This is a genomic window from Anaerostipes amylophilus (assembly GCF_025567365.1).
Taxonomy (GTDB): Bacteria; Bacillota; Clostridia; order Lachnospirales; family Lachnospiraceae; genus Anaerostipes; species Anaerostipes amylophilus.
Window position 1 is genome coordinate 242,062 of the sequence record NZ_JAOQJG010000005.1, and the last position, 24,223, is coordinate 266,284.

Sequence of the window (24,223 nt, forward strand, 5' to 3'; positions counted from 1 at the left end):
TAGAAGGATCTGTTATTATCAGCAGATCCTTTTTTATTATATTTAAATTTCTTTTGTTCATAACATGAAAAGAATCAAAAAAACAAAAAGCGTACAGGAATCATTAAGATTTCCCGTACGCTTCTTTATTGTACAATATTATTGTTCCTTTGACGAATTATTATCCTGAGACTGTGAAGCTGTCGTTGGCGCTTCTGTTGTTGGTGCTGCCGTTGTTGGTGCTGCCGTTGTTGGCGCTTCTGTTGTTGTCTCTACCCTTCCAGTGCTTGTAGCCTGTGTTGATGTTGTCACCTGATAGTCTCCTCCATCATAATTTGAATAATCTTCTGTGATTGTACCTGATGCATCTGAAGATGAATACTCTGAATGTATCATATTCATAAAGTTGCTCCATATAGTTTTTGGATAAGATGCTCCGCTTAATGCTGGCATGATTTTATAATCATCTCTACCTACCCAGATTGCAGTTGTATAATAAGGTGTGTATCCACAGAACCACCCATCTCGGTTATCATTTGTTGTACCGGTCTTACCTGCGGTATCAACATTCGGTACTTTAGCTCCCACTCCAGTTCCGCCTTTTACTACACTCTCTAATACATCTGTCATCTGTTTTGCTGCACTTGTTGAATAAACTCTTCTCTTCTTTGTAGAAGATGACATTACTTCATCTCCATCAGAAGTTGTAATTTTTGTAATACATGTTGGTTCTCTGTATACACCATTGTTCTTCAAAGTTGCATACCCTGCTGCCATTTCTTCAGCAGTTGTTCCTTTTCTGAAACCACCAATACATGTCGTATAATATTTATAATCTGAAGGTTCCAAATATTTAAAATTCATCTCTTCCAGATATTTTAAACATGTCTTCGGTGTCAACTGTTCATATATACGCATAGTTGCAACGTTACTTGATTTCTGAACTGCTCTTCTAAGAGAGATCTGTCCAGAGTAAGAACCATGTGAGTTTCTTACTCGATGCTTATCATTTGATGCCATCGGAGAATCATTTACTGTTGATCCAGCAGACCATCCATGCTCTAATGCTGGTGCATATACAAGTAATGGTTTGATCGCACTACCTGGCTGTCTAGGACTCTGATATGCACGGTTTAACGTATAACCGATATTCTTCTGTTCACGTCCACCAACGATTGCAACTACTTTTCCAGTATCATTGTCAATACATGTACCAGATGCCTGTGCTTTATAAATACCATTCTTATCTTTCTCCGTATATCCAGATAACGCATTATTTACACTTTTTTGCAGCTGTTTCTGAACATCAGGATCAATGGATGTGTAAATATGATATCCAGCACTGTATAATGTTCTCTTACACTCTGCATACATCTTATCATATTCTTCCTGATACTTTTTCTTCTCAGAGTTAGAACTGAAATCATCCTTGAATTCAAATCCCTTCTGTTTCATGATCTCTTTTGTTGCACAGTGAATGACATAGGTCTCTATATAGTTCTTCTTCTCTGTCTTAGTTTTCTGTGCTTTCTTCACATCAATGTCTTCATTTAACGCTTCTTCATACTGATCTTTTTTGATCAGATTCTGTTCGTACATATCTTTCAAAATCTTATTTCTACGTTTGATCGTATTTTCTTTATTTGTACGTGGATCATAAATTGTTGGATTGTTTGGAATTGCAGATAAAAATGCTGCTTCTGACATTGTCAGATTCTTCGCATCTTTTCTGAAATATCCCTGACTTGCTGCCTGAATTCCATAATATCCATTTGAATAATAAACATTATTCAAATAAAATTCCAAAATCTGTTCTTTTGAATATTTCTTCTCCAGTTCTACTGCCATGAAAATTTCTTTTACTTTTCTCTTCCATGTTTTCTGTCGATTCAAAAATACAGTCTTTGCAAGCTGCTGTGTAAGGGTACTTCCACCCTGTGTGATTGCTCCTTTGTGTACAACATAACTTACCGCAGCTCGTGAAATTCCTTTATAGTCTACACCACTGTGTTTGTAGAAATTCCTATCTTCCACAGAAATTACAGCAGCTATGACATAAACCGGAAGTTCTTTGTATTTCAGGTAATATACATCTTTCTCACCTTTAAACTTCAGTAACTGCTTTCCGTTGGTGTCATATACAATACTTGTCTGTGATGCCTTGAATGTATCCTCACTCGACTGTGCGACGAGTTCTTTGGCCTCACTTCTAAGCTTCATAACCTTTGCCCCAAAAGTAAACCAGCCGATTACGACCAACAACAAAAAGACCACTGAAACTTTTAAAAGAACTTTTTTCTTTTTACGTTTCTTCTTTTTCTTGCTTTCGGGAATAATCTTTTTTGTTTCCTTTGTTTCTTCAGCCATATTCCTTTCACCTTTCGTTTGTTTTTACTGCTTACATTTGTTCCGGAATATCTCCGGATATATATCTTAATTTTAACATAAAATATATCATAACTAAAACTTTTGTCTCGACATAGTTTGCACTTTAAAGACAAAATATACTAATTCGCATATCCGTAATAAACACTTCCTGCCTGTTTAAATTCATTCTCAAGCTTCTTACGGTTTGTCTTTACAGATTTTCCTGTCAATGGATCATAGTATCTTAGGTCTGTTTGATTATAACTCATAACAACGATGAATGTTCCATCCTTTCTCTGTGCCATAAATGAACGACCCTTACTGATCACATAAACAATATCATCAATACTGCAATCAGAATAGTTTACTGCTCTATGCTTAAATACCTTATTTAACTTGTCATATGTGCTTCCTGACATCTTCTTAATCTTATTGTAGGAGATATCAATTCCATCTGCCTTTGCCATCATCAGAATACATGCAATATCTGTTTCGTCTTTATTCTCTGCTTTGATCATCGGAATATTAGAAGCTTTTCCATAATTCTGTGCAATACCTTTTTCCCATAAATACATCTGATTATAATTTACAACAACTCCGCCACCTTGTTCGGCAACTTTAATAGCATCTTTCATATTGCTATAGATTCCTGAAAGCTTGCCACCTGTATATACATATGCATCGTTATATTTATTATCATTCTCTGCAAATGTAATCTCTGTATCATTGTCTGCTTCTTCAACATTTGTGGACAGATAATCTGGTCTTGTCTGAATATATACATCCTCTGGGAATCCAAGGTAAAGCTGATTTAATCTTGTCCCTGTATATCCATATTCCAAGACAACTTTATTTTCTTTCTTATCCTTGTAACGGATATAACTTTCATTCACTTTCTTATATCCTTTTCCACTCTTTCGTGAATGTGTCAATGAGATTGTTGTACTATCTACGTTGGCATCCGTAATATAAGTTCCGTCTTCTCCATATGTCTTAACATTCTTCTTATTACTTCTGATAAATACCTTTGTTAAAGGATACAGATAAGAACCATCTTTTTGTCTTACGATTTCTGATTTTTCTCCAATTCCATAGATAAAATCTTTGCCTATAAATCCTATTGGTCTTAAAACTTCATTCTTGCCACAAGAAATGTTATCTGTTTTTTGTGTTGCAAGATCTATGATCTTGATTTTATTTTTGAACTGGTTTAATGCCAGCATTCCATTGTCAGAAATAACTGTCATATCATCTGTAATATTTTTTGCGAGAATCTTACTCTTTCCTGATTCAACATCAACTTGATATACAGCACCATCCAGATAGAAATAGAAATCTCCATCATCACTTAAGAACGCACCTTTCTTGATATCATTCTTCATCATATCATACTGTATCTTTGTTGGAATGAATGCTAATTCTTCTATCCTCTGGTCTGAAGCACTAAACTGATATACCGCAATACCATTATTACCTTCATGCTTTCCACGATTCATATATCCGTATACCACAAACGAAATATCTCCATTAGATTTCATCTTCATGATCTGAACATCATGCTTCTGATAATTATTACGGCTGTCTCGATAATCTTCTCCTTCAAAAGAAAATACCTTGTACATATTAGACTTCTGATAATCATAATACCAAAGCTCGTCCTGTACAACAAAAGCGTCTTTCTTTCCGCCTTTTTTGCTGACAACCTGCTTCTGGTTGCTTCCGATTCCGAGTAAGATTCTATTATTACTTCTGTCAATCGTATCATATCTCATATAAGCTTCCATATTGCGCTCATAATTTAACAAATACATTCTGTCCTTTGCATAACGAATCCTAAAATATTCTGTTGCTTGATAATACTGTTTTGTCCCGTCACTGTTCTCAGCTGAAAGAATATATCTTAATTCAACAGATGTTACATTATCTGAAATTTCTTTTACTGTTGCCGGATAAATACTCTCTACCTGAGGTTTTAATGTTGCGTATGAAACTGCTTCCTGTGTTGATTTCAATGTTACGTTCGAAAGGTTATTGGATGTTGTACCTTCTGCTGTTTCCAAATACTGACTGATAAATTCAGTATTTCCTTCTGTCAATGCCGCATTGTGGAATTTCTCTGCAAAATTCAGACATTCCTTAAGATGGAAACTTGTTCCATAGATAATTCTTGTAAAGTAACGGATCGTTTTATTATCCTGCTTTACAGATAACTCCATCAAATATGTCTTTCCATTTTCCAAGCGTTCTTTGATCTGTATATTGGCAGTACTTTTTTCTTTTCCCTTATGAAAAGCTGTATCACCATTTCCCAAAACAGTCTTATTATCTGTATCATAAAGCTTATATGATACAACACTGATATCTTCTGTTGCATCCTTTAGGATTACTTTTACCTGATTTTCATATACCGGTGTGATACTATCACGGATCAGTGATGCATCTACATCTCCCTGATAACCATGTAATTCATTGATATCTTTTCCATCTACAGATATTGTTAATAAAGGGAATGTCGGCTGTTGTGTTTCTGTCACTCCCTGATTATTTCTTCCTACTAATGTATAATTCCATATAAATAATGAGATCAGAAAAATGACCCCAAATATTGCAATCTGTATCACTTTATTTTGCTTCATTATATTCTCCTTTTTCATTCCGTGAAGCTTTCTATTGTTCATTTTATCTTTTTTTGTACATTTATACAACCATTTTAAGAAATGTTTAAGATGTGCAAAGGACTTTTTATCCTGTAAATAAAACAATTGCCGGGATTTCTCCCGGCCTTATTAATCTATGATCGAAACATATTTTTCTTTGTACGGTAGCGACAGCGTCTGTGATAGATCTCTCCTCCGATCAGAATTACGATCATCTGATGTAGCTTGCGTTCCTGCTTAGGACAGTCTTCTTTCTCCTGGTAATTCATCTTATCATAAATCTTATCTGCCATTGAAAGAAGCATTGTCCGATCCATATATTCGTCAAACATTCTGCTTCCATCATATTCCATCTGATCACAAGCATCCTCAATCTGATCTAGAATCTCTCTCGCCAGTGCAGAATACATCCGAATGATATATTGATAATCATCTTCCTGCCTCTGTTCCTGTGCTATCAGCTCTCTGCTTGTTCTTATTTCTGTATCAAATATTGGAAGATTCCCTAATCCTTCTCTATCCGCCATCTTTATGCTCCTTTTTCTCTATCAATCATATCTTATGATATTCTTGAGGAAAAAATGCATGTCTTATTCACCATTTTCTTTTCTGATACTTCTCACTTCTTCATTGATTGCTAACATCTTGCTGTCTAAGAATGCCACAAGATCTGCACATTCTTTTAATTCCTGCTTAATGTACTCTGGTGTATTACCTTCGTACTTATAATAAATCTTATGTTCCAGAGATGCCCAGAAATCCATCGCTACGGTTCTGATCTGAATCTCTACTTTCGTACGAACAACTTTATCAGACAAAAAGATCGGCACTCTTACGATCAGATGATAACTTCTGTATCCATTGATCTTTGGATTCAGCATATAATCCTTTGTCTTCAATACTTCTATATCATCCTGTGATGCGATCATATCAACAATTCTATAAATATCGGGTGTAAATGAACAGATAACTCTTACTCCTGCAATATCATCGATATATTTCTGAATATTCTCTACGGTAATCTCTTTTCCTTTTCTCATCAGCTTACGAGTGATGCTTTCATCTGTCTTAAGTCTTGATTCTATATGTTCAATTGGATTGTACTGATGTACTAAACGGAACTCATCATTTAATATCTCTAACTTTGTTCTAATCTCTTTTAATGCAGAACGATATAATAATTTAATCTTTCGATATTCAAGCATTACATCTTGTACATCAGGTAATTCTAATTCTCTCATGTCTACTCACTCCTTACCTTGTTTGCTGTTTCTATTTTAACACTGTTTGGATTTGTATTCAATAGTGTACAATCTGCTGAAATTTCTTAGACTTCTCAATTATAAACTGAGGTTAAATGAAATGAAAAATGATAAGTTTAATTTCTATGATAATAAAAAAATCCGTGCGGCCTGCCTTGTGTCGCCTTCCACAGACGTTACCTCTATAGTTAACTCAACCCAGGCACCCTCACGGCACATAGAAGGTTCCACTTAGTGCTGCTTTGTTCCCAACCTGACACGGTTCGTGGATTCCTATTGCGTGAGACCCAGATATCAACGCCACTTGTAGAGGGCAGCTCTACAGAAGACAACCCGAAACAAGACCATCACCTCTGCTATAGCGGATTGCAGAAAAAGGGTGCCGCTACCTCCCCGGCTAGCACGGAAGCTTTATGACTTGATTATCTTTGGCATCTTAGATTTAAGATGCATATTTGATTATACTAAATAGTTATCTCAAGGTCAATAGTTATTATCTTTTTTAATAAATTCTATTATTTTTCTGTTATGTTGTTGTGTATGCTTTAATCCTCATTGTAAGTCTTGCAGAATACAGATCATACCATTTATTTCCCTTCAAGCAGACATAACTCTGTCCTTTCGCTGTTTTATTCACAAATCTGATCCAGCCAAAATTGTCACTGTGATCGCATCCGATGAGTGCTGTTGAACCTATCTTAATAACTATAGAGAACTTTTCTCCTTTGACCAGTCTGACTTTCTGCTTCAGATCGATCGTATGTGTTCCCGCTTCTTTGATCGTTCCTGTCATAGCACGTTTTAACAGCTTCTTTCCTGATGTCGGTTTTCCTTTCTTCGGGTTTTTATATATTTGAATGCTGTATTTTACATTTGGATTCATTGTAACTACATTGACTGCTTTTAGCGTCTCTTTTTTCTTCTTTGTTCCTTTTTTCGCTGTGTATATATTAGCGATCTGCTGACCTTTCTTCAATCGGTATGCAGATGGATTTGCTGATCCATCATAAAAATAGTTGTATTTATATGTAGATGACTTTACAAACTGACCTGACAAGAATTCACACATAGATCTATCTTCATAAGATATATAGGTATATCCCTTGTCTTCTTCCTTGTTTCCCCAGCTGTTTTTTATGATCCATGCACCATTTCTCTTTGGTTTTGATGCCTCCCCAAACTTATCTCTACTGTAATTATCATTCCACCCAACAATTGTTACGATATGATTTGCTGCATCCTCTGATAATGTACAATTATAAGATTTATGTGATCTATCGTAGAATTTTTCATCTTCCTCTGTCGTTTCTGGTGCATGATATGCTACAACAACTGATCCATATTTTTTTATGTAAGATTTTACTACATTGATTGATGGATTATTTCCAAGGAAAAATCCATTTTTTAAAATCGCAGCATCTTTTTGCCCAAGCTTGCTTGATAATGTCCATTTATTGGTATTAAATGGAGCTGTACTCTCGTTGGCCAGCCCATACCATCCTGTTAATGTGATCATCGCAAGCTGTGCATTTCCACCTGAATATTTCCAGTTTCCTGATACTTTTGTTGCATCTCCTTTTGTGTTATTCAGCGCATCATTTGTTCGATTATACATAAAATATCCTAAATGTTTTTCTGAATAATCAACATTCTTTTTTACTTTCTTTTGTTTAATTAATGATGTTTCACCCAGCGATGCCAAACCAAATGCCCAACAAAGTTCTGTATTCCCCTGATTCTTTACTAATGTGACAAGACCTTGTTCTGCTGCATTATAATATCCGGCATATGATCTTGCATAAGTTTTATTCTGCTGACTTTCCTTCGGTGACTCTATATTTAAATGAATAGAATGATATCCTGTTGGTTTCTGTGCTGCAAATACTCCCTCAATTGAAGATAAACACATTATTCCTGCACATAACAGTATTGCTGTTAATTTCTTAATTCTGTGCATTTTTTTCCTCCTTTTTCTTCCTTCTTAATTCTCTGAAAAAATCTGATAACATCTGGCTGCATTCTTCTTCTAAAATTCCATGTTCAATCTCTGTCTGATGATTAAACCGTTCTACCTGCAAAATGTTCAAAACAGATCCCGCACATCCCGCCTTGGGATTCATTGCTCCAATAACAACCTTTGGAATTCTCGCCTGAACAATCGCTCCTGCACACATCTGACATGGTTCAAGTGTAATATACATTGTACATTCCTCAAGTCTCCAATCCTCTAACTTCTTGCTGGCTTTCTGGATTGCAAGTAATTCTGCATGTGCTAACGTTGTTTTCTTTTTATTTCTCTGATTATAAGCTCTGGCTATGATTTTATCTTCATGAACAATCACACACCCAATTGGTACATCACCGACTGCTGCTGCTTTTTTTGCCTGCCGGATTGCTTCTTTCATATATTTTTCTTCTTGTGTCACGTCTGTTCCCCTTATATCTATGTCATATTTTTTTCTATTATAACATAGAATGAATCAAAAAGAGAGTAGACGATTGTCAGATTATCAGCGTATTGTATCCTATCTGTATGAATATCACCATGGAATTAAAGGTTCTAATGTTGGTTTTGCCAAAATAGAAAAGCGCCAGAATCAACTGCGGGTATATTTCCATGTAAAGACAAATGATCAGGCATTGGAATATAAAATTTATTTTTATCATTTTCATGAAGGTACAATGGAGGGAATTTTTCTTGATACGATCAGACGAAGTGATGCAATCATCGAATTTAAAAAGAATTATCCTGTAATTGAAAATTTTGAAGAAATGGATGGTTTTCTGATCTATCACTCAAATGAACATTTCTTTGGGTCACAATGGAAAGAACTTCCGATCATTATCCGGAGTTTTAAGCCCTTGGAAATTCCGGATGCCAAACCAGAAATAGTAGAAACGATAGAAAAAACAGAGGAAACTAAAGAAACAGAAGAGATAGAAGAGACAGAAGAGACAGAAGAGATCGCGGAGACAAAAACTTCCGGACTTTCTGAGTATATTGAAGCTCTTCAATTAGAAAAGGATGCCAAAAATATCCGGCATCCTGATCCTGTTAAAGGTTTTGACTGGAAGGAGTATCCCACCTTGCCAATGCCTCTTTCTTACAGCCTTGATCCTAGCATTAAGATCACACTAAAAGATCTTGATCAGATTCCTGACCTTGATGACAACGTAAAAGCAAATGGATTCCTTCTTTTAAATTATGGAAATTTCGGCCATCTGATGCTTGCAAAAGATGCTGACAGCGGCCAGCGTTATCTCGGAATTCCTGGAATCTTTGATAACGAAAAAGCTTTTATCTCTCGTTTATTTGGATTTAAAACATTTATCACAGTTCCTTTAAAGCCTCATAAAACTGGTAATTTCGGCTATTTTATCTTACCGATCTAATATGTTTGCAAGTGTTGCAAACTGTTCCAAAGTTAAGGCTTCTCCTCGGACAGATGCTGGTAATCCCATCTCTTCTAATGCCTGTGCTACCTGTTCTTTGGAGAAGTTTAGCCCACCAAAATTCTTAATTCCGTTCTGAAGTGTTTTTCTTCTCTGGTTAAAAGACGCACGGATCAATTGGAATAACAGCTTTTCATTTGTAACTTTGATCGGTGCATCTTTATATTTTGTCAGACGAATAACTGCTGAACCTACTTTCGGTCTTGGCATAAAACAGTTTGGCGGTACATTTGCTACCACATATGGTTCTGCATAATACTGAACTGCCAGCGATAATGCCCCATAGTCCTTTGTTCCAGGGCCTGACTGCATGCGGTCTGCAACTTCTTTCTGTACCATAACTGTGATGCTGTCGATTGGCACATGACTTTCAAACAATCCCATAATGATCGGTGTTGTAATGTAATATGGAAGATTGGCAACCACTTTTACAGGCTTACCGCCGTTCTTTTCTTCTACAATCTTTGCGATATCAACTTTCAAAATATCCGCATTTAAAATGGACACGTTGTCATATGCACTTAATGTATCTGATAAGATTGGAATCAGATTCTTATCAATCTCGACTGCCATGACTTCTCTTGCATTTTCAGCAAGATACTGTGTCATAGTTCCAATTCCTGGTCCGATTTCCAATACAAAATCTTCTTTATTTACTTCGGCAGCGGAAATAATCTTCTCAAGTACACGTTCATCGATCAGGAAATTCTGCCCAAATTTCTTCTGAAAATCAAAGTCATATTTTTGGATTACTTCTATTGTATTTTTTGGATTCCCAAGTTTCACTCTTATACCTCTTTCATACGATACAATTTTCTTGCATTTTCTTCTGTGACTGCGATCAGTTCCTCTTTATCAATCCCTTTGATCTGACTGAGCGCTTCTGCTACATAATTCAAGTTCAGAGAAGAATTTCTCTTGCCTCTGTTTGGTTCTGGTGACAGATATGGACAATCTGTCTCTAATACGATTCTGTCTAATGGTGTATACGCTGCAACTTCTTTTAATGTCTTTGCATTTTTAAATGTCACAACCCCGCCAATTCCAATATAAAATCCCATATCAAGGAATTGTCTTGCCATTTCTTTGGAATATGAAAAACAATGAACCACTCCTCCGATGTCTTCTGCATGTAATGATTTCATTATATCATATGTGTCCTTTGCTGCATCCCTGCTGTGAATAATAATTGGTAATCTCACTTCCCTGGCAAGCTCAATCTGTGCTTCAAACCATTTTTTCTGAATCTCACGTTCTGGTTCATCCCAGTAATAATCTAGTCCAATTTCACCGATTGCAAGAATCTTATCTTTGCCTGCGTATTCCTTTAATGTATCCATATCTGACTCTGTAAGATCAGCTGTATCACTTGGATGAACTCCAACAGCTCCATACATCATCGGATATCGATTCACTGCATCTACGATCCATGCAGATGTTTCCATATTAGATCCTACATCAACAATCGTTCCGATCCCATTATCTTTCATAGAAACCAACAGTTCTTCTCTATCCTGATCAAACTGCTTATCATCGTAATGTGCATGTGTATCAAATATCATCGTTTCTCCCCTTTCTCTCTTCGTCTCTTTAATCTAACTGTATTTCCGTTAACTGCAAGGCAGTGAATACTTCGTAAAAAACTTGACATACGGCTGTACCCATAGTCTTTTATATTAAATCCGCTGTGTTTATCTTTCAATTCTAATGTTATGGCTGATAAATTCTCCAGTGAACCTCCATTTTTCTTTACAAAAAGAATCACTTCTTCTTCAATCGTTTCTCTGCTTGTCAATTCTTTAAATTCCACATAACAATTGGTATCTTCCTGAACGATCACAAAATTATCCATCTCTTCATCGATCAACACACTTAATTTTGTATATCCATAATTTCGCACATCAAAATCTGAATATTTCTCATTCAGTCGGTTTCCAATTCTCCCTAAATCAACTGGTGCATTTCCATTTTCACTGATGATATCCGCAATTGTGCAAGAAATTTCGTCTAATGATGTTACATTTTCAATCTCATTATTTTCAATCTCATCTTCTTTATCCCTGTCTGCTTCATACAGAAGATTTAGATGTATAAATTTATTACATGCTCTTGTCAATGCAACCGGCGTCTTGGATTCTCCCATACCAATAACGTACATATGCTCTTCTCGAAGTCTCATCGCAAGCCTTGTAAAATCACTGTCACTAGTTACCAGGCAAAATCCATCCACTTTCTTCCCATATAATAAGTCCATTGCATCAATAACCATTGCCATATCTGTTGCATTCTTACCTGAAGTGTAAGCGAACTGCTGTACAGGAATAATGGAATACTCTAATAATAACTCTTCATTCCACCCATTTGCCTTTGACCAGTTTCCATAGATTCTTCGGCAAGATGGAAATCCATATGCTTCAAGTTCCTGAAAAATAATAGGTGCATACTTGGGACTGATATTATCTGCATCGATCAGAACTGCAAACTGATTCTTTTCTTCTTCTACCATATTTTCCCTCATATCTAAAATTGTTTATAAAATGAAAAAAGGATATATCCTCTCGAATATATCCTTAAGTAAATACCAAGCGGGTGATGGGAATCGAACCCACGTGATCAGCTTGGAAGGCTGGAGTTCTACCATTGAACTACACCCGCATATCTTGTTCGCTGTTATTTGTTTTCCCCAGCGACAAATAATACTATACCATCACTTTTTATAAATTGCAAGTGTTTTTTTGAATTTTTTTTATTTTTTTGAATAAATTATTGTAAAGGCTTCTTGGAGTATATTTTATGATGAATTCTATCTGGTGTTTTATGATCTTATTTGGCTTGATCGTTGGAAGCTTTAATGGGAAGATTGCTGTACTTTCCGATACAATTCTTTCTTCCTCCAAAGAAGCTGTAGAACTCTGCATCCTTATGTTTGGAATTGTTGGTCTGTGGTCTGGACTCATGAGCATTGCCTTATCTCTTGGAATCACTACAAAACTTCAGCAAATGTTATCTCCCTTCCTTTCCTTTCTTTTCCCTAATTTAAAAAACAAAAAAGCAAAAGAATACATCAGCACTAATATTATTGCAAATATGCTAGGGCTTGGCTGGGCTGCAACTCCTTCTGGATTAAAAGCTATGGAAGAATTACAAAAAAATAATCCTCATAAAGATACCGCAACCAATGAAATGTGTTCTTTTCTTATTTTAAATATCTCATCCTTGCAGCTGATTCCGATCAATATCATTGCTTACCGCAGCCAATATGGTTCCGTAAACCCAACGAAAGTACTGATTCCTGGACTGATCGCAACTTTTGCTTCCACGATCATGGCTGTTATCTATATCAAATGGAAGGACCGAAAACGATGATCACATTTCTTGCAAATCTTGTAATTCCAATGTTTATATTTACTCTTATTTTATATGGAACATTAAAGAGGAAGGATATCTATACACCATTTCTTGAAGGCGTTATGGACGGCTTTAAGATCGTATTTGAGATTGCTCCAACTTTGATTGCTTTATTTTTTGCAATTCAGATCTTTCGTTCTTCTGGTGCTCTTGACCTGATTGTTCGTTTTCTGACCCCTGTCGGGAGTCTGCTTAAGATTCCTCAAGAAGTTCTTCCTGTGATTTTTGCAAAACTTTTTTCTTCTTCTGCTGCAACTGGATTTTTATTGGATATTTATAAAACTTCTGGTCCGGATTCTTTAGCGGGATTTATGTCCTCTGTGATCCTCAGCTCTACAGAGACCTGTTTTTATACATTATCTGTATATTATTCTGTGGTTGGAATTAAAAAAATCCGTTATACTCTGACTGGTGCATTACTTGCTGTGTTTACAGGAACCCTGATTTCTATTGTACTGTGTTATTTATAGCCTATCAAAATCTCTCTTTCCAAAAGAATTTTATTATTCCAAATCTTTTTTATTTTCCATCTCTCGGAAACTGACAACCAGATCATAAACTTCTGGTCTTTTCTCTTTCAAATGTTCATCCAGACGATGCCTTCTCTCTTTAAATCTCTGTGCAAGTTCTGGATGTTCTTTCATGATTCGTTCATGAATTTCTCTTCGATGTTCCTCAAAACGTGCCGCCAGCGTCCTTTCATCTTTTCCGGAAATATTTACAATCTCTTTTAAATGTTCTTCCAAATGTTCTAACCATTCATCTTCATCAAACGCTTCCATATGTGACCATCTTCCATGCAACAGATTTTCTACATTTCCATTTTGCTTTAGCTGCTCGATCTGGCGTGTGATCTGTTTCTCAATCTGATCTTCTGTCTCTGAACCAAATGCCCAGACAAACTCCTGCATCCGATTGTCCACACGCTTTCTTGAAGCACTTCTTTCTTCATTATCGACTCCGCCTTCTAATGGATATGGACGTTTGATTCCCATATCTTTTAATGCAATATGGATTGTTCTTCTAACACATCCCTCTTCAATCAGATAACCAATCCCAAGCTTTCTCATCTGCTCATTTAAACCAGCAATATGCTCTGTGATGTAAAACTTGATTCCTTGTTCTTTGAATGACTTATAAAGAATCTCAAGTCGATCTGCTGCCGTGATATCGATACTTCCGATTCCGCTTGCATCAAGAATTACCGCTTTAATATTTCCTCTACGTTCAATCTCCTGCTCAATATCCTGCTGCAGCACCCCTGCATTTGCAAAAAATAGATTACTGCTAAATCGATAGATCACAATTCCTTCGATCTCATGAATCTGCCTACTCTCTGCCAGATCACGAAAATGTTTATGTCCCGGCTGAATTCCTAAGAAACAACTTGCTGGTTTTGATGAGCGAATTACCATTTCCGCAAATGATAAAATAATTCCGATCAGTACACCATTGATCGTTCCAAGTAGCAGTACACCAATAAACGCTCCCCAGAAAATGAAACATTCTGTACGACTGACTTTCCAAAGTTTCACTGCAAGTTCAAATTCTGTTGCACCAAGAAGTGCTGAAATTACGATTGCTGTCAACACTGGTATCGGCAGATATCCTATAAATCCTGTTCCAAAAAGCAGTAAAATGATCATTGATAATCCTGCCACAATACTCATTAACTGCGTTTTCCCTTGATACTGCTCTCCCATTGCTGTTCTTGAAACAGATCCATTGATCGGACAGCATCCAGTCAATGCCGCCACAAAATTTCCCGCTGCAAATGCAAACAATTCCTGATTATCGTTGATACGGTATCCATTTTTCTGTGCAAAATTATTCTCTGCAAGAAGTGTTTCTGCCATAATAACAACTGCTACTGACAAGCTGATCGTCACTACTTCGTCCATCGGAACTAACGTAAGATCAGGAAAACTCCATCTTGGAAGTCCTGGTGATACTGCATCCAATGTCTTGATTCCCCATTCTTTCATCGGCAAAACCTGTGTCATGACTGCTCCTGCTGCCATCATCACTACTGCCATTGGAAATTTTGGCATTATCTTTTTGGCTCCCAATAAGATAACAAGTGAAACAATCCCTAAGATCAGTGACGGAAGATTGATCTGTTCTACTGTTTTTTCTATATGTTCCAAAAGTTCTAATAATTCTCCCGTTCCCGCAGTTCCACCCATAAGTTTTGGTACTTGCATCAAAATGATCGTTGAACAAATTCCTGTAATAAATCCACCCATAACTGGTGCCGAAATATAATTCACAAGTTTCCCTGCATGCATCAGATAAAATGCGATCAACCATACTGCCACAAAAAACGTGATGACTGGAACGACTGCAAGTGCTTCCTTGGAACCACTTTGGATATTCATTCCTAAAAGTGCTGACCCTACCAACGCTGCAGGTGCTGCATCTACCCCAAAGATAAATTGAGGTGATGTAGAAAATAGTGCAAATAAGATGATCGGAAACACAGATCCATATAATCCATAAACCGCTGGAAGTCCTGCAATCTGTGAATATCCCATAGAAATCGGTATAGATACTGCCATAATGATAATTCCCGTGATCACATCATGCATCAGGTTTCCTTTTTTGTAATTCTTCATTGTATGTCCTAATGTCATTCTTCCATTCCTTCTTTCTAATTTAAATGTTCCCTCATATAATTTAGAAACTGCTTCTGTGCATAATCTAAAGGCTTATTTTTCTTATAAAATAACGAAATCATTGAGTGAAATTCTTCTTCTAACGGTATCATTTTTATCCCATCACATTTTGCTTCGTTATATACTGTTGGAAATGTGATCGTGATCCCAACTCCTTCACTTACAAAACTCATAATCGTATTCGCCTGTGGAAATTCAAAAATTATATTTGGCTTAAATCCTGCTTTTTCACAAGCCTTAGAAAATACTTCGTAACTTCCGCTTCCCTTTTCTGGGAAAATAAAATTATCATTACAAAGTTCTTTTAGCTGGATTTTTTTCCTCCCATATAATGGATGTTTCTTATGAATAACTGCACATAGCCGGTCATCATATAATGGCGTAAATCGATATTTTTTCTCATCTTCCATTGTATTTTCTCTTAAGATCAAAAAGTCATAACTATCTGAATTTTCCTGAATCTCACTTGCAATCCTTTCGTCTATCACCATTTTTATATCCGGATATTGTTTTTTGAAATCTGCTACCATTCTTGCAAAATGATATGGTGCAAGTACTGGCATACATCCAATTTTGATCTCTTTATTTTTTTGTATGTTTTTTAGCATTTCTTCATACATTGATGTCATTTCTTTTGCATAAGACAAAAAGATTTCCCCTTCTTTGGATAACTCAAATCTCCGGGTATTCCTACGGATCAATGTTGTTCCTAATTCATTTTCCAGCTTTCTGATCTGCTTTGACAATGCACCTTGTGTCATATTACAAGAATACCCAGCCTCTGTGAAATTCTTTTGTCTGCATAATTCCATATAATAATATAGCTGTTGTATTTCCATTTTTATAATCCTCTTTTATTTTCATATATTTCATTTTACACTTTTTATTCTCATTTTTCATCATACTCAATCACTTTTAGCTGCTATTTTCTGTATATATTCCTACATGGAATATATCAAGTCTTAACTGGAATTGCAATACTTACTTCTACCTCTATATAATAAGAACACAAAAGGGAAATAAATTTATGAAAATATAGAATTTTGATAGAAAGGATGGATAAAAATATGAAAAACGAAAAAACTTTTTTCTACCATAGATTATTGTTTTATATTTTAGGACTGCTGATCATGTCTGTTGGTTCTAATTTATTTTTAAAAGCAACTCTTGGAGTTGCCCCAAGCTGTACAATGGCTTTAACTTTAAGTTATCTCTCCCCTGTTCACAGCTATGCTTTATTTAATTTTCTGATCAACTCAACATTTTTGATCTGTGAAGCAGTGGTTCTCCGTGAATTCGGGAAAATACAGTTTATTCAACTTGGGTTGACATTTGTTTATTCTTTATTTATTGAATTTACTTCTTATGGTTTATTCTTTATCGAGCCTCATGGTCTTGCAGCAAAGATCTTATTATCTGTTATTGCATGTGCAGTTTTATCTACAGGTGTTGGATTTACAATTAGTTCTGGATTTGCTGTTATGCCAATGGAAGGTCTTGTTAAGAGTATCGCTGAGAAGAAAAATGTAAGCTTTGGTGCCGTGAGAGTTTGTCTGGAAGTTTTATTTACAGTATGTTCTGCTGTCGCTTCTTTTGTTTTACTTCCAGAATTACCATCTGTTGGAATCGGAACTGTGATCGCTGCTTTCTTAAGCGGAAATATTACAAATGTATTTTCTTCACTGTTCCACAAAAGAATCAATGCTTACTTAGGATTTCAGGCATAATTTTTAACTTTAACAATATACAATAATATGCAGTAAAAAACCGTAATCACTACAAAAACTATTAGTGATTACGGTTTTTTATCATACTCTTTTATTATAAATGCTAAGTAATCTTCTAAATGATCTGATGACAGATATCATTCAAACAACATCTCTCACAATGTGGTTTCGTTCTTGCCGTGCAGACATCTCTTCCATGCCATACAAGTCTGTGACAAAAATCACTACCTTCTTCTGGAGGAATGATCTCCCATAATGCCATCTCCACTTTCTTTGGGTCTTTAATTCCATCAACCAAACCAATTCTATTCACAAGACGGATACAATGCGTATCTGTTACGATCGCAGGTTTTCCAAACACATCTCCCATGATCAGATTGGCACTTTTTCTTCCAACACCTGGCAGACTTAAAATAGATTTGAAATCTGTTGGGATGTTACAATCATATTCATCTCTTAAAACTTTCATGCATTTACTGATATCTCTCGCTTTGCTTTTTCCAAGTCCGCATGGACGTACAATTTCCTCAATATCTGCGACATCTGCTGCCGCTAATGCTTCTACAGTTGGATATTTTTCAAACAATCCTTTGACTACAACATTAACTCTTGCATCTGTACACTGGGCTGCAAGTCTTACACTGACTAATAATTTCCATGCCTGATCATATTCCAGTGTACAATCCGCATCTGGATATTCATTTTTCAAACGTTCAATTACTTCTAATGCTAATTCTTTTTTGTTCATTGATTGCAAATCCTCCCTAAAAGCTGTTTGGTTATTTTTGTTATTTTAGCACTGGAAAGAAAATTGGTCAAATTACAGATATCTCTGCATGATCTCGCACAAACGATTCATCTCCCAAGGTTTTGCAATATGCTCCTTCATTCCTGCATTTTTCGCCATTACAACATCTTCTGCAAATGCATTGGCAGTCATTGCTATGATCGGTATTTGTTTTTCTCTATATTTTCTGTGGGAACGGATTGCTGCCGTTGCTTCGTATCCATTCATTACAGGCATATGAATATCCATAAAGATCAAGTCATAAAAACCACTTGGTGCATTTGCAAATTTTTCAACGGCTTCTTTTCCATTTTCTGCAGTCTCAATGTTAGCCTCTTTATTGGATTTCCCTTCAATGATATTTTTTAGTGTTGCTGTAAGCCTTGATCTGAATAATGATTTTGCTATAAATTCATCAACTCCAGCCTCTCTTGCCTCTGCTTCGATCTCCGAATAATCATATGCCGATAAGATAATGATCGTCACATCATTTCCAAAAAACTTCTATTTTCCCCATAAAATAAATTTTTAAGTGAACCTTTGGTAATTTCCATAAACTCCTTGTAATCATATCCAAGATTATAAAGTAAAAATCCACTGACATTCGTAATTGTCAGATTCTCATCATAATGTCCTGTCATAAATCCAACTGCATGATTATTACGGATCACGTCTTTGATCATCTCATAACTATTCTCCTCCAAGTTTGAATCACCCACAGAATATATTATTTCTTCCCTAAATAACTCCTTATTCATTATTTCCTATTCCTTATTCATACTCTTTTTATCTATGTCAAATACTTTCTTGATATCTTCAAACATGTAAAAAACACTATAGATAAATATATCTACAGTGTCCCCTGCACTCTTATTATACAATGTGCAACTGGCTGCCATGTCAAAGGCCCTATAGCTTTGCGTCACAGCCTTTCGACTGCTTTGCCGTTATATCTTTCTTTCGTTCAATATATTTTAATCCTTCATATCCAACAACTGATGTTGTATACACGCGATCTTGATAACTCTCTCTTGGCGGCATGATACAGTTTGTTGTAAATAATCCATCCATTACCAATCGGTCGGCTTCTTTGGTCCGGTGTGTATTTGTAACTGCTTTCCACAGACACCTGTTACCACACATCCTTTATTGCCTGCTGTCTGCTGGCATTGAAAACAAAATATATCTGGCATCTTATTTCTCTCCTTTTTTATTTGTTAATAGAAATAAGATGTGCAAAATTCTCTGTGACTATTCGTATTAATTTCTTTTCCATATCCTGATTTAAAACTCTCTTAGGAATAATAAGTGCTTCTATGGAACTAATATAAATGTAAAAAGCCGTCTCTGTTTCACAAACATTTTCTACCTTTTGATAATCTACTTTCACTTCCTGGCCTTTTGTTATCTCTATAATCTGATCTTCCGTAAAAGTTAATGTTATTTCTTCTGCAAATGGTAGTCCTTCTGTTTCTATCATTTTAAGAATTGTCTTGCGAATACCTCTTTTCATAATCTTTTTAGCCTGTGCTACACATACAATTGAAAAAATGCATAATACAATTACTTCTGTAATGATCAACATTTTTTCTGCTCTTGCCAAAATGAAAATTACTATCGCAAGAACACTGATCATTGGTCCTGCTAGTTTTAGAAAAAACAGATTTCTCTTTCCTACCTCTGAATGAATTAACTGATGAAATTCGTTGAATTCTATGTAGTCTTCGTCTGTTAATTTGTAATTTAGTTGCAGCATATTCCTTCCCCCCCTGCTTTATTTTTAAGATAACGCATATACTTTAATCAAAAAAGATCCAGAGAGTACCATTCTCTGAATCTTTTATTATGCTTATCTCCTAAAAACTATACTTATAGTTTACATATGTTCCCGAAAATAGTCATGAAAATACTGCATAACCTTCACCAACAGATCCTGTTCCTGCTCATTTAACGTATCAAGCAGTCTCTGGATCATCTGTTTATGAAATTCTCTATGATGATTGTATGCTTTTCTCCCTTTCTCAGAAAGTGATATATAAACAACCCTTCGGTCTCTCTCCCCACGTTTGCGGATCACATATCCTTTCTTCAAAAGATTACTGATAGCGGTTGTAAGTGTCCCAACCGTAATATTTAAATCTCTAGCAATCGTTGACATATTCTTAGGTTTCTTAATCCCGATCGCATCAATAATATGCAGATCTTTATTTGAAATATCCTTAAACTCATCCGTGATCACGGCTTTCTCTTCTTCATACGAAATTCCGTGGAATAAGTCTACCACCATATTATTTAAACGATCCTTATCCAATTAATCCACCTCCTAAAAACAACGATTTAAGAGTATTATACCTTTAATTGTTGGAATTTTCCACTTCTAAATTGTGTGCTTCACCGATTACTTTTGCTAATGCTTCTTTCGCCTGTGTTGGCAGTGCATTGTATCCACCATCTTCTACGTCTTTCTCGAAGACAAAATTTAATCTGTCTGTCATTCTTGCTTTTAATGTCTCTACATAATTCATATCGCTGAAGTCTGAAACATATCCTTCCATCTCAAGCACTTCAATATCTGTAAATGGTCCCCACTGTTTGAATTCTCCAGTTCCTTCTACAACCTGTTCAATAGCAGAAATTGTTGTTGCAGGTTTGATATCTTTACCCATGAAATCGCCTGTATTGATGATATAGCAGTCCACATTTCTTTCTTTTACAAGTTTTCTAAATTTCTTATAGTCATTTACAAGAGGATATGTTCTAAATGGGTTTGCGTATGGTTCTACAACCAGACGGTTTGGATCAACTCCAGGAGCTAAACGTTCTGCACTGCTTCGTTTTGTTGCAAGTGTTGCTCCCATAACAGATGCTAAGGATGCTCCCTTGATCTTAACGATTGGTGGGATTGTTGGGTCTTTCATGATCCAGAAGATTGCATTTACTGGATCATTGATCTTATCTACACGGTTTGGTGACCATAATTTGGACTTAATCGCACGACCATTTCCGTTACGGATATCTTCTGTGACAAGAACGACTTTTCCTTCGCTGTCTCTTGTTGCTGAGCAGTTCTGTGCTGTTAACAGATATTTATTATCTGGGCATCCTGTTGGATAGTCTGCTGTCTTATCAAAATATGTTGGTTCCATTGCGATAGATGCACCTGTTTCTGTGTTGATGATAAATGCATCGTCATGCAGAACCTGAATTTCTTCGTATTTGTTATTATGTGTTGCATGTGTTAATGTGGATTTTCCGGATCCTGATAATCCGAAGAAAGATGCTACAAATTTTTCTCCGTTATCTAATTTGAATTCTTTCTGTCCACCATGGCAGGAAGCATATCCGTTACGGTTTGCGATCGCCCATGCGATTGTTAATGTACCTTTCTTATGTTCTCCAAAGTATTTCATACCAAGAAGTGCAGCACAGTTTGTATCTGTATTAAAATATGTTAATCCTAAAGGATGTTCTTCATGTGTCCACTGTGGGTCTGAGAAAATATAGATATCTGTCTCATCAGCAATTGGCTGTGAATTCTTATACATTTCATTGTATTTAGGATTCATATACTGGAAGTTTAACATCCATGAATATAAGATATTTTCTTCTCCTTCTGGAATTAAAAGATGTGCTTTTACCATAAATTCAGGATCTAATCCGATATATACCTGCGCATGATATAATGTCGTCCATCTTGTATCATAGATCGCATCCATCAGTTTCAGATCCAGATCATTTGTATCAACACCAGGTTCACTGGAAATTCTTCTTGCAGCCGCGCAGCGTCCAGTCACTGAGCCATCGTTAAATAACAGAACTTTGGAACCTTCATCTAAACCAATTGCTTCTGGTTTATATACTGGCATATCTGTAACGATCGTTCCAGGAGAATTCTTTGCTAATTCATAAGCCTGTTTTAAATCTGTTACCTCTACGACGTTGTTCCCATAAAATGCTGCTTCGATAATGGATCTTGTTTTTGAAAATCCAGGCTTTCCTTTTCCGATTTCTTCGTGTGTGTAATAAGCTTTTGTTGACATAAGTTACTTCCTCCATTCATAGGTTGCTTTCGATGCGCTTTCTCAAAATGTCAAAACTACATGGGCCTGCATCTAAAATCTCTGTGTGGTATGCTTTCAAGTTATATTGTTTTCCTGCCTTGTTCTTATAATCTTTCAAAAGCTCACAAAACTCCTGATAACCAATGTAATAAGACAAATAATTTGCAGGATTCTCGATGATCATCTGAAATAGTTCATCTGCCTGAGACTTCTCCATCCCAAATGATCTTAAATACGCTCTGACATCTTTCTTCTTCCATCCTTCATAATGAACTCCAAAATCGACTCTTGAACAAAGTGCCAGATTGTACTCGTACATCTCCATATTCATCTGCTGATAAATATCGCCATATCCTTTGGCATCATTCATCATACTGTAACTAAAACCTTCCACATAAGCTGCATATCCTTCTGAATATCCTGGATAATCAAGAATATAGCGTATCGGATCCTCACCTTTTGCCGCATAATAAACATTCTGATATAAATGCCCCGGATATCCCTCATGTGCTAAAGTCGGATACAACTCTGCAGTTTGTGCCTGATTTACATAAATCACATTCTCCTTGTAAGAATCGATTGCCGGCACCATATAGAACGCCGGACTAGTATATTCTTCCATGGTTTTGTGCACATATTTTATTTTACAGCTGACTTTTGGTGCCTTTGGATAATATTTTACCATCTTTTGCCTTAGTTTGTTAAGTACCTTTTGTGAATTTTGCACAATTTTAATATTTTTTTTAGATTTTCTATATCTATTTATGATATTAGGATACTTTTTTTGTAATTTTATAAGTTTTCGAAGACATTTTTCAATGGATTGGTCACTGATCTCAATCATTTCTTCCACTGTTTTATCTGATCCTGTCTTCTGTGCAACTAATGCTTTGTAATATTCTTTTCCATTTTTGTAGTAATACAGACCATTTTTATTTTGCCCATTTCCTTTTAGTGCTTGTAAATGAGAATATAATTTTTCGTAAGCTGGAATAACTTTTGTCCTTACTAGTTTCTTATTTTTCCTGCAGTATTTCTTTTTCTGTGATGCATTGATTCCTTTGATTTCTGCCATCCTTAAATTAAATGTTGCAACCAATATATTATTTTTATTTCGTTTTATAACGCTTTGAATCTGTTGCAATACTCCTCTTAGTGACTGATCTGATATAAATAAATTTCTCTTTACCTGTTCCTTACTATATTGGATCAATGAATTAAAATATCCATCCAGTCCTTGTAATAATCGAAAATAACTTTTGATATCTTTTTCGTTTTTTAGACGATATTCACTTAATGTCAATAGAATCTGTACCTGCTGCCCAGACGTTTTTCCAAGGATTCTCTCATAATAAGGATACATGGACAGATTTTTCTGTCTTTTTAAGTAATCCAACAAAATCATATATGTATTTTGTTGTTTTTTCGTTAATTCCTTTTGTTTGATTTTTTTTAATTTCTCAAGTTCTCTTGAAATTCTAATCTTTTCATTCAATATATTTTTTTCATTCATCACTGGGTAGAGATCTTGGGACTGTTTTACCCCATATTTTTCAGAATTTTCTAAAAGGTAGTGCTTTGTAATTTCATTTTCCGATGCACTTTCTCTAAAAAATGTCGTAACATACTGGTTAAATGCTTCTTGTGATGTATTCTTTGTCTGATCTTTTTTCTCTTTGATCAGGCTGTAAACTCCAAGAAATATCAGACAAATTCCGATCATGATCAATTTTATTCTGACCTTTTTTAATCTTCCTTCCAATTCCGTTTCTCCCTCCATATCACTGCCTGTTAATATCTTATTTTTTAAAGAAAAGAAATAGACTATCCGCTAAAGATGTACTATA

The 24,223-nt window shown here is 35.6% G+C and carries 23 protein-coding genes, 1 tRNA gene, 1 other RNA gene, 1 pseudogene and 1 riboswitch; of the genes and pseudogenes, 4 read left to right on the top strand and 22 right to left on the bottom strand.

The annotated features are described in order from the left end of the window. Positions 1–138 precede the first annotated feature (138 nt). From OCV53_RS09075 to tadA, 7 genes are all read right to left on the bottom strand, one after another. On the bottom strand, positions 139–2,346 hold the full coding sequence (locus OCV53_RS09075) for a transglycosylase domain-containing protein (protein WP_055197790.1): 2,208 nt from the start codon (positions 2,344–2,346) through the stop codon (positions 139–141). Positions 2,347–2,486: 140 nt separating this feature from the next. Further along, entirely contained in the window at positions 2,487–4,982 is a 2,496-nt protein-coding gene (locus OCV53_RS09080; RefSeq protein ID WP_055197816.1) for a hypothetical protein, read from the bottom strand. 155 nt (positions 4,983–5,137) lie between these two features. After that, a complete protein-coding gene (locus OCV53_RS09085) occupies positions 5,138–5,530 on the bottom strand; it encodes a hypothetical protein (protein WP_022375492.1) in 393 nt (130 codons plus the stop codon). Positions 5,531–5,593: 63 nt separating this feature from the next. Continuing rightward, the gene (locus tag OCV53_RS09090) at positions 5,594–6,244 is read right to left on the bottom strand and encodes a GTP pyrophosphokinase (protein WP_022375491.1); all 651 of its coding nucleotides are present in this window, start codon (positions 6,242–6,244) and stop codon (positions 5,594–5,596) included. Positions 6,245–6,406: 162 nt separating this feature from the next. Then, positions 6,407–6,671: signal recognition particle sRNA large type (gene ffs, locus OCV53_RS09095), an RNA gene on the bottom strand. 120 nt (positions 6,672–6,791) lie between these two features. Then, positions 6,792–8,222, bottom strand: a complete 1,431-nt coding sequence (locus OCV53_RS09100) for a C1 family peptidase (RefSeq protein WP_055197791.1) — start codon at positions 8,220–8,222, stop codon at positions 6,792–6,794. Next, positions 8,209–8,691 carry a tRNA adenosine(34) deaminase TadA gene (gene tadA, locus OCV53_RS09105; RefSeq protein ID WP_022375489.1) on the bottom strand — a complete coding sequence of 161 codons (483 nt, stop codon included), beginning with the start codon at positions 8,689–8,691 and terminating at the stop codon, positions 8,209–8,211. The genes OCV53_RS09100 and tadA overlap by 14 nt, the downstream gene beginning before the upstream one ends. A gap of 73 nt (positions 8,692–8,764) precedes the next feature. On the opposite strand from tadA, the gene OCV53_RS09110 reads away from it, so the two are divergent. Beyond that, positions 8,765–9,658 carry a DUF6128 domain-containing protein gene (locus tag OCV53_RS09110; protein ID WP_242852146.1) on the top strand — a complete coding sequence of 298 codons (894 nt, stop codon included), beginning with the start codon at positions 8,765–8,767 and terminating at the stop codon, positions 9,656–9,658. Here the strand turns inward: OCV53_RS09110 and rsmA are convergent. From rsmA to OCV53_RS09130, 4 genes are all read right to left on the bottom strand, one after another. After that, entirely contained in the window at positions 9,647–10,504 is an 858-nt protein-coding gene (gene rsmA / locus OCV53_RS09115; RefSeq protein WP_022374499.1) for a 16S rRNA (adenine(1518)-N(6)/adenine(1519)-N(6))-dimethyltransferase RsmA, read from the bottom strand. The two genes, OCV53_RS09110 and rsmA, sit on opposite strands and share 12 nt — an antisense overlap. 2 nt (positions 10,505–10,506) lie before the next feature. Beyond that, a complete protein-coding gene (locus OCV53_RS09120; RefSeq protein ID WP_055197793.1) occupies positions 10,507–11,280 on the bottom strand; it encodes a TatD family hydrolase in 774 nt (257 codons plus the stop codon). After that, positions 11,277–12,224, bottom strand: a complete 948-nt coding sequence (locus OCV53_RS09125; RefSeq protein WP_022374497.1) for an NYN domain-containing protein — start codon at positions 12,222–12,224, stop codon at positions 11,277–11,279. Before OCV53_RS09125 ends, OCV53_RS09120 begins: the two co-directional genes overlap by 4 nt. Before the next feature lie 78 nt (positions 12,225–12,302). Next, positions 12,303–12,373: transfer RNA gene (locus OCV53_RS09130), tRNA-Gly, on the bottom strand. A gap of 138 nt (positions 12,374–12,511) precedes the next feature. Here OCV53_RS09130 and OCV53_RS09135 point away from each other — a divergent pair. Next, positions 12,512–13,084, top strand: a complete 573-nt coding sequence (locus tag OCV53_RS09135) for a hypothetical protein (protein ID WP_022374496.1) — start codon at positions 12,512–12,514, stop codon at positions 13,082–13,084. Next, on the top strand, positions 13,081–13,596 hold the full coding sequence (locus tag OCV53_RS09140) for a spore maturation protein (protein ID WP_022374495.1): 516 nt from the start codon (positions 13,081–13,083) through the stop codon (positions 13,594–13,596). Before OCV53_RS09135 ends, OCV53_RS09140 begins: the two co-directional genes overlap by 4 nt. Before the next feature lie 33 nt (positions 13,597–13,629). Here the strand turns inward: OCV53_RS09140 and OCV53_RS09145 are convergent, their stop codons facing one another. Beyond that, positions 13,630–15,759 carry a SulP family inorganic anion transporter gene (locus OCV53_RS09145; RefSeq protein WP_055197795.1) on the bottom strand — a complete coding sequence of 710 codons (2,130 nt, stop codon included), beginning with the start codon at positions 15,757–15,759 and terminating at the stop codon, positions 13,630–13,632. 17 nt (positions 15,760–15,776) lie between these two features. Continuing rightward, entirely contained in the window at positions 15,777–16,640 is an 864-nt protein-coding gene (locus tag OCV53_RS09150) for a LysR family transcriptional regulator (protein WP_022374493.1), read from the bottom strand. A gap of 228 nt (positions 16,641–16,868) precedes the next feature. On the opposite strand from OCV53_RS09150, the gene OCV53_RS09155 reads away from it, so the two are divergent. After that, the gene (locus OCV53_RS09155; protein WP_242852147.1) at positions 16,869–17,528 is read left to right on the top strand and encodes a YczE/YyaS/YitT family protein; all 660 of its coding nucleotides are present in this window, start codon (positions 16,869–16,871) and stop codon (positions 17,526–17,528) included. Positions 17,529–17,643: 115 nt separating this feature from the next. On the opposite strand, the gene OCV53_RS09160 is transcribed toward OCV53_RS09155, so the two are convergent. The 9 genes and pseudogenes from OCV53_RS09160 to OCV53_RS09200 all read right to left on the bottom strand — a co-directional run bounded on the left by OCV53_RS09160 (position 17,644) and on the right by OCV53_RS09200 (position 24,138). Continuing rightward, positions 17,644–18,276 carry an endonuclease III domain-containing protein gene (locus tag OCV53_RS09160; RefSeq protein WP_022374491.1) on the bottom strand — a complete coding sequence of 211 codons (633 nt, stop codon included), beginning with the start codon at positions 18,274–18,276 and terminating at the stop codon, positions 17,644–17,646. Between the two features lie 72 nt (positions 18,277–18,348). Next, positions 18,349–18,801: a response regulator gene (locus tag OCV53_RS12255; protein ID WP_055197796.1), complete on the bottom strand. Its 453-nt coding sequence runs from the start codon at positions 18,799–18,801 to the stop codon at positions 18,349–18,351. Beyond that, entirely contained in the window at positions 18,798–19,073 is a 276-nt protein-coding gene (locus tag OCV53_RS09170) for a hypothetical protein (protein ID WP_022374489.1), read from the bottom strand. The genes OCV53_RS12255 and OCV53_RS09170 overlap by 4 nt, the downstream gene beginning before the upstream one ends. 122 nt (positions 19,074–19,195) lie before the next feature. After that, a riboswitch (cyclic di-GMP riboswitch) is annotated at positions 19,196–19,271 on the bottom strand. Between the two features lie 55 nt (positions 19,272–19,326). Continuing rightward, positions 19,327–19,386: pseudogene (locus tag OCV53_RS12460) on the bottom strand (hypothetical protein); the annotation flags it as partial. Further along, a complete protein-coding gene (locus tag OCV53_RS09180; RefSeq protein WP_262568766.1) occupies positions 19,386–19,508 on the bottom strand; it encodes a hypothetical protein in 123 nt (40 codons plus the stop codon). The pseudogene OCV53_RS12460 and the gene OCV53_RS09180, both read right to left, overlap by 1 nt. A 17-nt stretch (positions 19,509–19,525) precedes the next feature. Next, positions 19,526–20,071: a YcxB family protein gene (locus tag OCV53_RS09185; RefSeq protein WP_022374485.1), complete on the bottom strand. Its 546-nt coding sequence runs from the start codon at positions 20,069–20,071 to the stop codon at positions 19,526–19,528. A gap of 120 nt (positions 20,072–20,191) precedes the next feature. Further along, positions 20,192–20,602, bottom strand: a complete 411-nt coding sequence (locus tag OCV53_RS09190) for a MarR family winged helix-turn-helix transcriptional regulator (protein WP_055197819.1) — start codon at positions 20,600–20,602, stop codon at positions 20,192–20,194. Between the two features lie 67 nt (positions 20,603–20,669). After that, on the bottom strand, positions 20,670–22,355 hold the full coding sequence (locus tag OCV53_RS09195; RefSeq protein WP_055197798.1) for a phosphoenolpyruvate carboxykinase (ATP): 1,686 nt from the start codon (positions 22,353–22,355) through the stop codon (positions 20,670–20,672). 16 nt (positions 22,356–22,371) lie between these two features. Continuing rightward, complete coding sequence (locus tag OCV53_RS09200; protein WP_242852148.1) at positions 22,372–24,138, bottom strand: DUF885 domain-containing protein; 1,767 nt, start codon at positions 24,136–24,138, stop codon at positions 22,372–22,374. Positions 24,139–24,223 lie beyond the last annotated feature (85 nt).